The organism is Brassicibacter thermophilus (genome assembly GCF_055378355.1).
The window spans coordinates 1263162-1277643 of record NZ_AP042446.1; the positions used below are offsets into that span (position 1 = coordinate 1263162).

Here is a 14482-nt window from a genome sequence, read left to right on the forward strand (position 1 = left end):
ATATAGTTTTTAACAGTAGCACAATTAGCCCCATATATTGGGGCTTTTAATTTTTCTATAGGAAATTTAGTTTTTTTGATATAATATATATGTCGATTTGTTGATAATATATGCAAAGTTTTAATACGATTATTTGAGTGTTTATGAATAAATAAATCTAGGAAGTGTTGTTTATAAGGGGGAAATTTAATTGAAGGCTATTATTATAGGTGCAGGGAAATTAGGATATAAATTAGCTGAGGCAATGATAAATAGTGATATTGATGTAACACTAGTAGATTCAAATCCAAAAGTTATTGAAAGGATAAAGGACCGTCTGGATGTGTTAACTGTTGTTGCTAATGGACTAGAAATTGAAATATTAAAAGAACTTAATGTTAAGTCTTATGATTTATTGATTGCATCGACAAGTAGTGATGAAACAAATACTATTGTATGCTATTTGGCTAAAAAACTTGGCTGTATAAAAACTATAGCGAGGATAAGAAATCCAGAATATATAGAACAAATAGATTTTATTAAGAAAGAAATGTGTATAGATCACATAGTTAATCCTGATTTGGCAACAGCTAGTGAGATTTTGCGGTATTTATTAAAAAGTTATAATTTCCATTCAGGTAATTTTGCAAAAGGTAAAGTTCTGATGGTAGATTTTAAAATTAATCACATTAAAGAGTTTATTGGTAAAAAGATTATGGAACTTGATGATATGCAAGGATTGCTTATTTGTGCAATATCACGAAATGGCAATATTATTATACCTAATGGTTCAACAGAATTAATTGAAGATGATATTATTTATATTATAGGAAAAAGTGAAAACATTGATAATTTGGGACAAAAGTTTAATCTTATTGTTGAGAATAAAGGCATAAAAAGAGTCATGATTATAGGTGGAGGAAATATATCATATTATTTAGCTAAGCAACTGACCAATTCTAATATAAGTGTTACAATAATAGAACAAAATGAGGAAAGATGCCAATATTTAACTGATAAATTGGATAATGCTTTAATTATTCACGGGGATGGAACAGACATAAATTTATTAGAGGAAGAGGATTTATTATTAATGGACGCTTTTATAGGTGCAAGTGGATATGATGAGCAAAATTTGTTAATGTCTTTAATGGCTAAACAAGCTGGTGTAAGAAAAGTAATAGCAAAAATTAGTAGACCAAGTTATGTACACCTTATAGATAAGTTAGGAATTGATGTAGCTATAAATCCAATAAATATAACTGCAAGTGATATATTGAAATTTGTACGAGGAGGAAAAGTTGTTTCTGTTTCTCTACTTTTAGGAGGTCAAGCTGAGGTAATAGAAGTGATAATCAGCGAAAAATTGCCTATTGTTGGAAAGCAAATATCACAATTAGGATTACCAAAAGGTATAATAATAGGAGCCATTGTTCATGAAGATAAAGTTATAATTCCTGATGGAAAGACAGTTATTTATGGCAATGATAGACTAATTATTTTTTGCTTAACACAAAACATCCCAGAATTAGATTTATTTTTTAAGTATAAAAAAGGGAGGGCAATAAATGAACTATGGAATGGTAATAAAAGTATTAGGAAATTTATTACTCGTTGAAGCATTGTTGATGGTACCGTCTTTGTTAATATCTATTCATTATAATGAAAATGATATTTTAGCATTTATTATAAGTATAGCTTTAATAGCAATTATTGGATTTGTATTATCTAAAAAGTCGGTAAAAACCAGTAAAATAAAAGCAAAGGAAGGATTAACTATTGTAACTATAGGCTGGATACTAGTGTCTTTTTTTGGGTCTTTACCTTTTATTATTTCTAATAGTATTCCATCTTTTGTAGATGCTTTTTTTGAATCGGTTTCAGGTTTTACAACTACTGGTGCTACAATATTAGATGATATAGAAACATTACCAAAAGGAATATTATTTTGGAGGTCTTTTACTCATTGGATAGGTGGAATGGGTATACTGGTTTTTACTGTGGCGATTTTACCTACAATTGGAGTTGGTGGTTTTCAAATATTTAAAGCAGAGAGCCCTGGACCAACAGCAGATAAGATAACTCCAAGAATAAAAGATACTGCTAAAATTTTGTATATAACGTATATAACTATATCTGTTTTAGAAATAATATTACTTTCGTTAGGCAGGATGAATATATATGAAGCTTTTATTCATACTTTTGGAACAGTAGGAACAGGAGGTTTCTCTTCTAAAAACTTAAGTGTTGGTGCATTTAATAACACATATATATATATTGTTATTTCTATTTTTATGATACTATCTGGAGCTAAATTTTCACTTTATTTTTCACTATATAAAGGAAAATGGAAAGATGTTTTAAAAGATGAAGAATTAAAGTTTTATCTAGGAATAATATTTACAGCTACAATTTTAATTGGACTAAATTTATATTTTACATCTTACGATAAATTAGGATTTGCATTAAGAGATTCTTTATTTCAAGTAAGTTCAATTATAACAACAACTGGCTATAGCACAGTTGATTTTGATAAATGGTCAACTTTTAGTAAATCAATCCTATTTTTATTAATGTTTATTGGAGGATGTGCAGGTTCTACTGGTGGAGCAATAAAAAATATTCGTATTTTAGTTTTGCTAAAATTAGTAAAAAGAGAAACAGCTAAAGTATTTCATCCAAGGGCAGTAATGCCAATTAAAATTGGGCAAAAATCCATTTCAAATGATACGATTTCTAACATAACGAGTTTTTTTATTTTGTATGTTTTTTTATTTGTAATAGGCACGATATTTATTTCATTAGAAGGTATTGGATTAGAAAGTGCTTCTAGTGCTGTTGCTGCTTGTCTAGGTAATGTAGGGCCTGGGTTTAGTTTTGTCGGACCTTCGCATACATATAGTGGATTCAGCAAAATCAGCAAATTGTTTTTATCTTTTTTGATGCTTCTTGGTAGATTAGAATTATTTACGATTATTGCTTTTTTTGCTCCAAAAAATTGGAGGAATGAGATATAAATGCTTCAAGAGTATCGGTTTTCTTAGCTTGTTGTAACCTCTAGTTCATGTCTATGCTAATTTGAACTAGAGGTATTTTTTTACTACCTCCTAGTTTGTATATATAAATAAAATTGTTTCTTTTTTACTATTAGTGCATAATATGTTATTAACTAAAATATTAAGGAGGTAAGTATTTTGGAACCAATGATTGTTTCTTATGCAAGAGGAGATGTAAATGGGGATGGCATACCTGATACTTAGAGTATAATTTTAGTAGGCAAAAACAACAAAAATGAAAAAGATGCCCGAAAGCACCTTTAACATATATGAATCATCCAATATAATAGTAATTAATAAGAAAACTATAAAAGGGATGATTACATGTATAATATAAGTTTAGATGAAAAAGAAATTAATTTCAAGAACTTAGAGAAAATTATATATAAGCTTGTATGCCGACAGGCATGTGAAATGCTCGTAGAGCTATTAGAAAAATTAGATAATAAATTAATGAAAGAAAGAGATAAAGAAGAATATAGAAATAAAGGATTAAAGAAAACTACCATAAAAACAATAATGGGCGAAATTGAATATAAACGTAGAATATATCAATATACTACACAAGAGGGTAAAAGAGGTTACAAATGCCTTTTAGATGAATACTTAAAAATGGAAACCATAGGACATATATCTACAAATCTAGTAGAAAAAATAGTAGATCTAGCAACAGATGAATCATATAGAAAAACAGCAAATAAAATAACAGAAATGACAAACCAAAGTATAAGTCATTCAGCAGCTTGGAACATAATACAAAACTTAGGAGAACAACTAAAACAAAAAGAAAAACACGAAATAAAATTAAACAACGAAGAAAAATTACAAGGCAAAAAAGAAACAAAAATATTGTTTGAAGAAATGGATGGAGTGTGGATAAATATCCAAGGTAAAGATAAAAAGACTAAGGGAAAAGAGAAAAAAGAACTAAAATTAGGAATTTTTTATGAAGGCTGGGAGAAGAAGCATGAGAAAAAAGATAGATATGTACTAAAGAACAAAAAAGCATATGCAAGCTTTGGAAGTAGTAAAGAATTTAGAAAACTAAGACAAGCCAAAATAGCGAAACAATATAATACTGACGAAATAGAAACAAAAATAGTAAATGGAGATGGAGCAAACTGGATAAAAGAAGTTATAAAAGAAGACAATTCACACTTTCAATTAGATCCATTTCATAGAAATCAAGCAGTACTTAAGAACATAGAAGATAAGAAAAAGGCAAAAGAAATAATAAAGAAACTAAGCAATGGTAACATAGAAGAAGGATTAGAAATGATAACAAAACTAATGATAGAAAACAATGATAATCAAAAGAAAATGAAGAAATTACAGGCACTATATAATTACCTAGTAAACAACAAAGAAGGGATAGTGCTCTACAAACTTCGCCCAGACATAAATATGCCGCAACCACCAGAAGGAATTAAATATAGAAATCTAGGAACAATGGAACATAGCATATGTGATATATTAGCACAAAGGATGAAAGGGAATAAAACAAGTTGGTCAATACAAGGAGCCAGTAACTTAGCCAAGATACTAGCAGAAAAAGCAAGCAAAGAATTAGCAACAACAATAAAATCACTACTGAACAAAGAAATAAAAGAAGAAAAGCTTGAAGAAATAATAGAAAAAGTAGGATTAACAGCAGCAGAAGTAAATAAAAAGCCAAAGAAAAGCAAGATATACAAACACAAAAGAGCAAGCATGCCATTTAGTCAATGTTCAGTAACTAACGGAAGAAAAGCCATAAAGGACATGTTAGGTTGCAAATGTGCAAGTCAAATGAACCTAAGTTTTTAATATCTAATATATTATATAACTTAAAAGAATAAGCTAACATACGATACCTATGCTCTAATATAAGCCTAAAAAAATACAACATAATAGAGCATTAATACTGATGAATAAATAGAATTAGACCTAAAAATAGGGCTCTCAGACTTATTGTTATTCTATAATCATAAGTCTAGTATTATAGAATAACAATTTTGAAATCATTGTAAAGTATATGTAAATTTATTTTTAAAATTGTAGAAAGTATAAATAGAATACTCTTGCCCTATCGGGCATAAAAACATAATTAAAACAGCAAAATTGGATGATTAAATTTAAAAATAATAATTTTGCCAACTTTTACTTGACAGTATCTCTTTTTTTAGGGGATTTTACAGGTAATAGAATTAATGATATACTAATTAGTATTAATTCTGGTGGAAGCGGCAGTATGATGTATTATTATATATATTCATATTTAATGAATATACCTAAATTACTATTTGACTATAATGTATTTAATAAAAATTCTCAATACAAAGTGATATATAAAGATTATTATAAAGTTGAAGTAATTAATACAAAAGCAAGAATTAAATATGTTATTGATATTTCTTACAAGGGAAAAGACTATTTAGACGAAATTTATTATTCAGATGGTAAATTAAAGTCGCAATTACAAGGATTTGTTAATCCTTTAAGTGGACTATATCCAATTGATTTTGATTCAAATGGGGTTTACGAATTATTAGCATATCAAAGAATTGCTGGAAGATATAATGCAGATTCATTAGGGTATATTCAAACATCGTTAGAATGGAACAAAAGTAAGTTTGATATGTTTAATCAGAATATAGCTATTAATGGTTATGATATAAAAGATTAATATAACCTTGATGTATTTTAATGCGTATAGTAATAAAAACATTAAAGTGAGCGTAATATTTATTGTGAAGTTAAAATAATTTTCTGTATGTTAAATCTTATTAAAACATATTTTATACAGTACGATATTGCGGAATCATTCCGAAAATTAGGAATAGTTTAAAAGCCGATAACAATAACTACACAAAGTATGATTTTAAACAATATTGTGTAATGTTTTATTTATGTCATATTTTTATTATGGGGTGTCCCAAAAATCGGAAAGTATCTACGCTATAATCCTTAAAAAAATATGGTTCTAAATTCTAATATTACTTTGCATGTATTGAAACTACATGAATTTACTACAATCATACTTTAAATTAGTAAATTAAAATTATATTGGCATGATAATTGCTCTATCTATATTCAGAATATTAAAACATTTGAGGAGTTGGCATTATGAAAAAGATAGAGAATTTATCAAATTATAAATTTGCAGGTTTTGATACTGTAGAATTGGCTAAGAAATATGGGACACCTCTCTATGTTCTTTCTGAAGAGAAAATACGAGATAGATGTAAGGAAATAAGAAAAGATTTTTTGGAAAAATATGATAATACGAAGGCTGTATATGCTAGTAAAGCCTTTTTAACTATGACGATGTGTAAAATTATAGAAAGTGAAGGTTTAGGGTTAGATGTAGTGTCAGGTGGAGAATTGTATACTGCTATAAAAGCAGATTTTCCTATGGATAAGGTTATGTTCCATGGTAATAACAAAAATTACGACGAAATTAAGATGGCTATTGAAAATGGAGTAGGAAGAATAGTTGTTGATAATACAGATGAGATAGACATAATTGAAGAAATAGCTGCTAAAGTTAATAAAAAAGTAAAAATACTTATTAGAATAGCTCCAGGGATAGAAAGTAATACACATAAATATATAATAACTGGTCAAAGAGATTCAAAATTTGGTATACCTGTTGATAAGGATATAATTAGTGACGCTGTATTTAAAGCTTTAAATAGCAAACATATAGATGTAATGGGGTTTCACTTTCATTTAGGCTCTAATTTGTTTGAAAATGATACATATGTTAAGGCTATTAAGACATCTATGAAGATTTTAAAAAGATTGAAAGATGACATTGGATTTGTTGCAAAAGAATTAAATACTGGCGGTGGCTTTGGTATTCATTATACTAAGGATGATCGTGTTAAACCCTTAAAATATTTTACTGATAGTATTATGGAAACAGTAAATAGTTGTTGCAATGATTTAGACTTAGACAAACCTACTGTGATAATCGAACCAGGTAGATGGATAGTAGGGGAGGCTGGAATTACATTATATACAATTGGTGCAGTTAAAGAAATTCCAAATGTAAGAACATATGCTAGTGTAGATGGAGGATTACCTGATAATCCTAGACCAGCTTTATATGGAGCAAAATATGAAGCAGTAGTAGCAAATAAATATAATTTAGAATCAGATAGATTAGTTACTATTGCAGGTAAGTGTTGTGAAACAGGAGATATATTAATATGGGATCTTAGAGTTCCTAAAATTAGTAGAGGAGATATTCTTGCAGTATTGAGTACAGGTGCATATAATTATTCGATGTCAAATAATTATAATAAGCTACCTAGACCAGCAATTCTTTTGTTAAGTAAAGAAGGAGAAAGAATAATTGTTGAAAGAGAGACTTATGATGACTTACTGAAAAAAGAAAGAGTATTGTAATTAAAAAATTAAAGGAGGGTAAAAATGAAAAAATTAATAGCTTTAATGTTAGCATTATTAATGATTTTAGTTGGATGTACACCAGGTGGGAATCCGCCTGCAAATGTGGATGAATTGAATGGTAGTGATTCATCAAAAGATGAGATTTCAGAGTATTCATCAGCTTATTCTGGTGAAATTACTACACTGAATTATTTAGTTACTTCTAGTACTAATGAATTTGCATTAGCTGCTAACTTTGTAGATACTTTAATTGATTATGATAAGTATGGAGTTGCACAACCTTGTTTGGCAACTGAGTGGAAAACATCAGACGATGGATTAGTATGGACTTTCAAATTACGTGAGGGAGTTAAGTGGGTTACTTATGAAGGAGAAGAGTATGCAGAGGTAACAGCTCAAGATTTTGTAGATGCTATGAAATACATATTAAATAGTGAAAATGAGTCTAAAACTGCAAACATTGCATATAGTGTTATCAAAAATGCTAAAAAATATTATGACGGAGAAATTACAGATTTTGAACAAGTAGGAGTTAAAGCAGTAGATAAATATACTTTGGAATACACTCTCCAAAAGCCTACACCATATTTCTTATCAATGCTTACGTATGTATGCTTTTTCCCTGTAAATGGAAAATATTTAGAAGAAGTTGGTGATAGATTTGGTACAGATAATAAGAATCTCTTGTATAATGGGGCTTATATTATGAAAATCTTTGAACCTCAGACAAGAAGAGTTCTTGTTGCCAATGAAAAATACTGGGATAAAGAAAATATATATATTGATAAAATTAATCATAAATACAACAAAGAGGCTGCAACTTTAGCTCCAGAATTATTTATTCGCGGAGAAATAGATTACGCAGATATATCTTCATCTATAATTGATGAATGGATGAATGATCCAGAAAAGAAAGAAATGGTACGTCCTAATAGAACAAGTTTTTATACTTACTTTTATGCATTTAACTTCGATCCACAATTTTCTGAGGAATATGAACCAGATAACTGGAAGATAGCAGTAAATAATTTGAATTTCCGTAAATCTTTATTTCACGGTCTTGATAGGAAAGCTGCAATGTTAACAGCAGAACCTTACAATCCAGAACAAAGATTATCGAATACTATAACGCCTAAGAGCTTTGTTGATTTAAATGGTGTAGATTATACTCAACTTGGTAAACTCGCTGAATTTGCTAATACGGATTCTTTCAACCCAGATTTAGCTATAGAATATAGAGATAAGGCTATTGCTGAGTTAGAAGGGAAAGCTAGCTTCCCAGTTAAGGTGCTAATGCCTTATAATTCAGGGAGCACTGAATGGGCAAATCGTGCACAAGTAATCGAACAACAGCTAGAAAAATTATTAGGTACAGATTATATAGACATAATTATCGAGGCTAAACCACCTACTGGATTTTTAAAAGAAGTGAGACGTTCAGGAAACTATGCATTTCTTGAATGTAACTGGGGACCAGATTATGCTGACCCTGAAACTTATACAGATCCTTTCTACCCAGGTGGGACTTATAACTGGCCAGAATTAGCAGAAGGGTATAAAGAAGAAAATGGTAAGAACAAGTATACAAATATGGTTGATGCTGCTAAAGCAGAGGTAATTGATATTGAAAAACGTTATAAGTTATTTGCCGAAGCTGAAGCATTCTTTATAGACCAAGCTTTTGTTATTCCTTATGCACTTGGTGGTGGTGGATATGCGGCTTCTAGGTTAAATCCATTTGAGTCACCATATTCACCTTTCGGAGTATCAAGTGAGAGATTTAAAGGTCAGAAAGTTTTAGATAAGCCTATGAATACTGAAGAATACAAAGCTGAACTTGTAAAATGGGAAAAAGAACGTGCTGAAGCATTAAAGGCTGCCAAGAATTAAATTTATGTAAGCTCTAAGGACTATTAATGTAGTTCTTAGAGCTTCATAATAAGTTAAATTAACTAAAGCCTGCAAAATTACTGCTTCAGATGCAGGCTTTTTCCTTTATGACTCAACTATAAGTTTTGACTGACAAGAAAAGGAGGAGAGAAATGTTAAAATATTCCATAAAAAGACTATTGCAGTCTTTAATTACACTATTCATTATAGTTACGGTAGTATTTCTACTTATGAGACTTATGCCTGAAGAAGGATATTTTGGAGACTCATATGAAAAGCTAGATGAATCACAAAAAGAAGCAATTTTAACTAGTATGGGACTTAGAGATCCTATACATATACAACTGGGCAAATTTTACAAAAAATTGTTATCAGGTGATTTGGGTGAGTCGATAATTTATAGGCCAAAAGTACCAATAACAGAGATTTTGAAGACTAAAATTCCTTACTCATTATACTTTGGGCTAGCAGCTATAGCTATATCACTAATTGTTGGCATTCCACTTGGCATTGTCATGGCTAGGAGTAAAGGTAAGTTTTGGGATAAATTTGGTACTGGATATGTTGTATTCATAAATGCTGTTCCTGCAGCTGTGTATTATTTATTTATGCAATTATATTTGACAGATATTTTAAAGCTTCCTATATTGTTTGATCCCGATAAGCCTGCTAGTTGGATTTTACCAGCAGTTTCTATGTCTTTAGGCAGTATAGCCTACTATGCGATGTGGATGAGACGTTATATGGTAGATGAAATGAATAAGGATTATATTAGATTAGCTAGAGCTAAAGGTTTAAGAAGCAAAGCAATTATGGTTAAGCACGTTTTTCGTAATGCTTTTGTCCCCATGGCTCAGTATTTACCATCTGCGATACTCTTTACAATAGCTGGTTCAATATATATTGAATCATTGTATTCAATTCCAGGTATGGGTGGGTTACTTGTGGATGTAATTCAAAGACAGGATAATACATTGGTTCAAGCACTAGTACTTATATATTCATCTATTGGTATAATTGGGTTATTCTTAGGAGATATACTTATGGCTATATTTGACCCACGTATAAATTTGCAGAAAAAGGAGGGCGCTAGATAATGGGTAGTAAAACAATGGATAAATTATGTGATGGAATAAATGAAAACTTATTTGAATTTGCAGAGTATGATGAGAAGGAAGCTGAGCGTGTAGGTTATTCCAATTATTCATATTGGCGCTCTACATGGCAAATGTTTCTAAAGAATAAGGTAGCAGTATTTCTTTTAATATTAATGAGTGTTGTACTTTTATTTACAATAATACAGCCATATTTACCGAATCAAAAATCTCCTACTAAAATTTATATTGATGAGAAAACAAATATGCAACTTAGAAATCATCCACCTGATTCAGAATTTTGGTTTGGTACTAATTCTATAGGTCAAGACCTTTGGGCACGTATATGGAGTGGAACACGTACATCGTTATTATTAGGAATTATAGTAGGAATTTGGGAAGCATTAGTAGGGATAACGATTGGTGCATTGTGGGGATATGTTAGATGGTTAGACCGGCCTATTACTGAGATTTATAATGTTATAAACAATGTGCCTAAGACTATCATTTTAGTACTACTAACATATATAATGCGACCTAGTTTATCAACTATGATTTTTGCTATATGTTTAACTAGTTGGATACAAATGGCGAGATTTGTACGTAATTTGATAGTTATCATTAGAGATAGAGAATATAATCTTGCTTCAAGATGTTTAGGAACTCCTACAAGGAGAATTATTACTAGAAATTTATTACCATATTTAGTATCGGTTATTATGCTAAGATTTGCTTTATCTATACCTCAGACTATTGGATATGAGGTATTCTTAACATATATAGGTTTAGGGTTGCCTGTAAGCATACCTTCGTTAGGGAACTTAGTAAATGAAGGCAGAAAATTATTGATGGTCCCATCTTTGCGTTACCAATTAATCTTTCCTTCAATTATTATTTCAATTATAACAATATCCTTTTATGTTATGGGTAATGCCTTTTCAGATGCTGCTGACCCAAGGAATCATGTTTAGGAGGTGTTACTATGGAAGAAAGAAAAGTTATATTGTCTGTTAAGGATCTAGTAGTTAAGTTTAAACTTCGTGGTAAAATATTGACTGCAATAAGAGAAGCCTCTTTAGACCTTTATGAAGGAGAGAGTTTAGCTATAGTAGGTGAATCAGGTTCAGGTAAGTCAGTCTTTACAAAAACATTTATGGGACTTTTAGACAGTAATGGTTGGGTCGATTCAGGCAGTATTATTTATGATGGACAAGATTTGGCAAAATTTAAAACTGAAGATGACTGGATTAAAATTAGAGGCAAAAATATAGCTATGGTATTTCAAGATCCGATGACTTCGTTAAACCCTTTAAAAACTATTGGGAAACAGGTTCAAGAGGCTGTTGAACTTCATCAAGGACTAAAAAAGGAAAAAGCAAAAAAACTTGTAATTGAAATATTAAGAGATGTTGGGATACCAGAACCTGAAAAAAGATATAAGCAATATCCTCATGAGTTTTCTGGTGGAATGAGGCAGAGAGTAGTTATTGCTATAGCAGTAGCTTGTAGGCCTAAAATACTTATATGTGATGAACCTACTACTGCTCTTGATGTAACGATACAAGCTCAAATATTAGAACTTTTAAAAAAACTTAAAAAGAAATATAACTTGACTACAATATATATTACACATGATTTAGGTGTTGTGGCTAATGTTGCAGATAGAATTGCAGTAATGTATGCTGGAGATATTATTGAAATAGGTACTTGTGAAGAAGTATTTTATAATGCACAGCATCCATACACTTGGGCTTTACTTTCTTCACTACCACAGCTTGGTGTTAAAGGAGAACCATTACATTCCATTAAAGGCACTCCTCCAAACTTATTTAACGTTATAAAAGGTGATGCATTTGCACCTCGTAATCCTAAAGCTCTTAAGATAGATTTTATTAAAAAGCCACCATATTTTACAATAAGTCCTACACACAAGGCTAAAACTTGGCTTTTAGACCCACGTGCCCCAAAGGTAGACCCACCTGAATCTATTAGGGCATTACGTCAGCAATGGGAGGTTAGCAAAAATGACCAATGAAAGAGAAATATTATTAGAAGTTAAGAATTTACGAGTAGAATTTGGAAAGAGAAAGAAAAATAAATTTGTTGCTGTAGATAATGTTAGTTTTCATATTTATAAAGGGGAAACATTTGGTTTAGTTGGTGAATCTGGTTCAGGAAAAACAACTATAGGAAGGGCTATTATTCGTTTAAATGAAACAGCTAATGGAGAGGTAATATTTAAAGGAAAAAAAATAAATGGGAAAATAGATAAGGAATTAGATAAAGAAGTAACTAGGAAGATTCAAATGATTTTTCAAGATCCGATGGCTTCACTAAATGAAAGGGCAAAAGTGGACTATATTGTATCAGAAGGATTATATAATATTAAAAACTATAAGGACGAGGAAGATAGGAAAAGAAAGGTTGAAAAAGCTTTATTAGATGTTGGACTTCTTCCAGAGTTTCTTAGTCGTTTTCCTCATGAGTTTTCTGGTGGGCAAAGACAAAGAATAGGGATTGCAAGGACATTAGTTATGGAACCTGAATTGATAATAGCAGATGAGCCTATATCTGCTTTAGATGTTTCTATACGTGCTCAAGTACTGAACTTATTATCTGAACTTCAAAGAAGCAAAGGATTAACATATTTATTTATAGCTCATGATTTATCAGTTATGCGATTTATAACTAATAGAATTGCAGTAATACATAAAGGTAAAATTGTGGAGCTTGCTGAAACTGAAAAGCTATTTAAAAATCCACTTCATCCTTATACACGTTCATTGATATCGGCCATACCAATACCTAATCCTAGATTAGAGAAGAAAAAAGTGTTAATGTCATATGATCCAAACTGTCATAATTATAATGTTGATCCCCCTAAATGGGTTGAAATAGAACCAGAGCATTTTATATTAGGAAATGAAGAGGAAATAGAAGCATATAAAAGAAAAATCAATAAATAGATAAAAAATAAAGTATAATGAAATGTAAATTTAAAAAATTAGGGGGGACATTATTGTTAAATGGTTGTAGCGAATTAGAAAATGAAGTAACAAGTGATGGAGGATTAATTACTCACAGAAATAGAGATTTTATGTTAGGTAAGGGTGAAAGAATAAAACTAAATGACCGGAATGAAATTATTTTAAATGATAATGTGATTGAAGGAAAGTATTTCTCACCTGTAATAAAAGTATCAAAATTTAAACAGTTAGTATCATCTTGGAATGTAGATACACCTGAAGATACTGAAATAGAGTTAGCATATAAAGTCAGAGTAAATGGAAAATGGTCTATGTGGTTTTCTTATGGGAAATGGTCTTCTGAAGGTAATCGTGGGAGTATAAGCAATCAGAGAGATAGTATTGCTAATATGTCTATTGATACAGTAGAAGTGCTATATGGGAAAGAAGCTGATGCATTTAAATATAGTATTGTGTTAACAAGAAAGAATATAGATATTGATAGCCCTAAGATTAAAACAGTATTTACAGCATTAAAACTTTATGAGGAGAAAAATTCATCTTCTGCAGTAAATAAGAATTGGTTAGTTGAGCTTGATGTACCAGAACGATCTCAAATGATAGTTCCTAAAATAGGTAATTCTATTTGTAGTCCTACATCTCTTTCCATGGTTATGGAATATTACGGTGAAAACGTAGATACTGAGAAAGTAGCTGAACATGTTCTAGATAAAAATGCTGATATATATGGAAACTGGTCATATAATGTTGCCTATGCAGGATCAAGAGGATTTACATCATATGTAGCTTATTATACTTCAATTGATGAAATCAAAGATAAAATATCTAATGGTATTCCTGTAATTGTATCAATTAAAACAAAATCAAAAAATACTCTTGCAGGTGCTCCTATGACTTATCCAAGTGGTCATCTAATAGTAATAAGAGGTTTTAAAATAAAAAATGGAGATGAGTATGTGATTGTTAATGACCCTGCTGCACCAGACAATGACACCGTACGTAGAGAGTACAAATTGTCACAATTTGAAAGAGCATGGAATAAGGTGGTTTATATATTGTTTCCATATAGGTAAATAAGTTC

General features: G+C 30.3%; 11 protein-coding genes. All 11 read left to right on the plus strand.

Annotated features, from left to right (window positions below; all coding sequences use genetic code 11):
* Positions 1 to 190: 190 nt before the first annotated feature.
* The 11 genes from trkA (at position 191) to ACZ41D_RS06015 (ending at position 14474) form a co-directional block, all read left to right on the plus strand.
* Positions 191 to 1597, plus strand: a complete 1407-nt coding sequence (gene trkA / locus ACZ41D_RS05965) for a Trk system potassium transporter TrkA (protein WP_464152991.1) — start codon at positions 191 to 193, stop codon at positions 1595 to 1597.
* Positions 1548 to 2996: a TrkH family potassium uptake protein gene (locus ACZ41D_RS05970; protein ID WP_464152992.1), complete on the plus strand. Its 1449-nt coding sequence runs from the start codon at positions 1548 to 1550 to the stop codon at positions 2994 to 2996. Before trkA ends, ACZ41D_RS05970 begins: the two co-directional genes overlap by 50 nt.
* Positions 2997 to 3359: 363 nt before the next feature.
* A complete protein-coding gene (locus ACZ41D_RS05975; RefSeq protein WP_464150702.1) occupies positions 3360 to 4841 on the plus strand; it encodes an ISLre2 family transposase in 1482 nt (493 codons plus the stop codon).
* 298 nt (positions 4842 to 5139) lie between these two features.
* Positions 5140 to 5700 carry a hypothetical protein gene (locus ACZ41D_RS05980; protein WP_464152993.1) on the plus strand — a complete coding sequence of 187 codons (561 nt, stop codon included), beginning with the start codon at positions 5140 to 5142 and terminating at the stop codon, positions 5698 to 5700.
* Between the two features lie 440 nt (positions 5701 to 6140).
* Positions 6141 to 7427, plus strand: coding sequence for a diaminopimelate decarboxylase (gene lysA / locus ACZ41D_RS05985; RefSeq protein WP_464152994.1), 1287 nt, complete (start codon positions 6141 to 6143; stop codon positions 7425 to 7427).
* Positions 7428 to 7451: 24 nt separating this feature from the next.
* Positions 7452 to 9320 carry a peptide ABC transporter substrate-binding protein gene (locus ACZ41D_RS05990; RefSeq protein WP_464152995.1) on the plus strand — a complete coding sequence of 623 codons (1869 nt, stop codon included), beginning with the start codon at positions 7452 to 7454 and terminating at the stop codon, positions 9318 to 9320.
* A 152-nt stretch (positions 9321 to 9472) separates the two neighbouring features.
* Entirely contained in the window at positions 9473 to 10417 is a 945-nt protein-coding gene (locus ACZ41D_RS05995; RefSeq protein WP_464152996.1) for an ABC transporter permease, read from the plus strand.
* On the plus strand, positions 10417 to 11385 hold the full coding sequence (locus tag ACZ41D_RS06000; RefSeq protein ID WP_464152997.1) for an ABC transporter permease: 969 nt from the start codon (positions 10417 to 10419) through the stop codon (positions 11383 to 11385). Before ACZ41D_RS05995 ends, ACZ41D_RS06000 begins: the two co-directional genes overlap by 1 nt.
* A gap of 11 nt (positions 11386 to 11396) precedes the next feature.
* Positions 11397 to 12449, plus strand: coding sequence for an ABC transporter ATP-binding protein (locus tag ACZ41D_RS06005; protein WP_464152998.1), 1053 nt, complete (start codon positions 11397 to 11399; stop codon positions 12447 to 12449).
* Positions 12439 to 13380, plus strand: a complete 942-nt coding sequence (locus tag ACZ41D_RS06010; protein ID WP_464152999.1) for an ATP-binding cassette domain-containing protein — start codon at positions 12439 to 12441, stop codon at positions 13378 to 13380. The genes ACZ41D_RS06005 and ACZ41D_RS06010 overlap by 11 nt, the downstream gene beginning before the upstream one ends.
* Before the next feature lie 53 nt (positions 13381 to 13433).
* Complete coding sequence (locus ACZ41D_RS06015; RefSeq protein ID WP_464153000.1) at positions 13434 to 14474, plus strand: peptidase C39 family protein; 1041 nt, start codon at positions 13434 to 13436, stop codon at positions 14472 to 14474.
* Positions 14475 to 14482 lie beyond the last annotated feature (8 nt).

Excerpts from the sequence above, each read along its gene's own strand:
- ACZ41D_RS06000 (WP_464152997.1), top strand. The coding sequence starts at position 10,417 with ATGGGTAGTAAAACAATGGATAAATTATGTGATGGAATAAATGAAAAC.
- ACZ41D_RS05995 (WP_464152996.1), top strand. The coding sequence starts at position 9,473 with ATGTTAAAATATTCCATAAAAAGACTATTGCAGTCTTTAATTACACTA.
- ACZ41D_RS06010 (WP_464152999.1), top strand. The coding sequence starts at position 12,439 with ATGACCAATGAAAGAGAAATATTATTAGAAGTTAAGAATTTACGAGTA.
- lysA (WP_464152994.1), top strand. The coding sequence starts at position 6,141 with ATGAAAAAGATAGAGAATTTATCAAATTATAAATTTGCAGGTTTTGAT.
- ACZ41D_RS05980 (WP_464152993.1), top strand. The coding sequence starts at position 5,140 with ATGATTAAATTTAAAAATAATAATTTTGCCAACTTTTACTTGACAGTA.
- ACZ41D_RS06005 (WP_464152998.1), top strand. The coding sequence starts at position 11,397 with ATGGAAGAAAGAAAAGTTATATTGTCTGTTAAGGATCTAGTAGTTAAG.
- ACZ41D_RS05970 (WP_464152992.1), top strand. The coding sequence starts at position 1,548 with ATGAACTATGGAATGGTAATAAAAGTATTAGGAAATTTATTACTCGTT.
- ACZ41D_RS05975 (WP_464150702.1), top strand. The coding sequence starts at position 3,360 with ATGTATAATATAAGTTTAGATGAAAAAGAAATTAATTTCAAGAACTTA.
- ACZ41D_RS05990 (WP_464152995.1), top strand. The coding sequence starts at position 7,452 with ATGAAAAAATTAATAGCTTTAATGTTAGCATTATTAATGATTTTAGTT.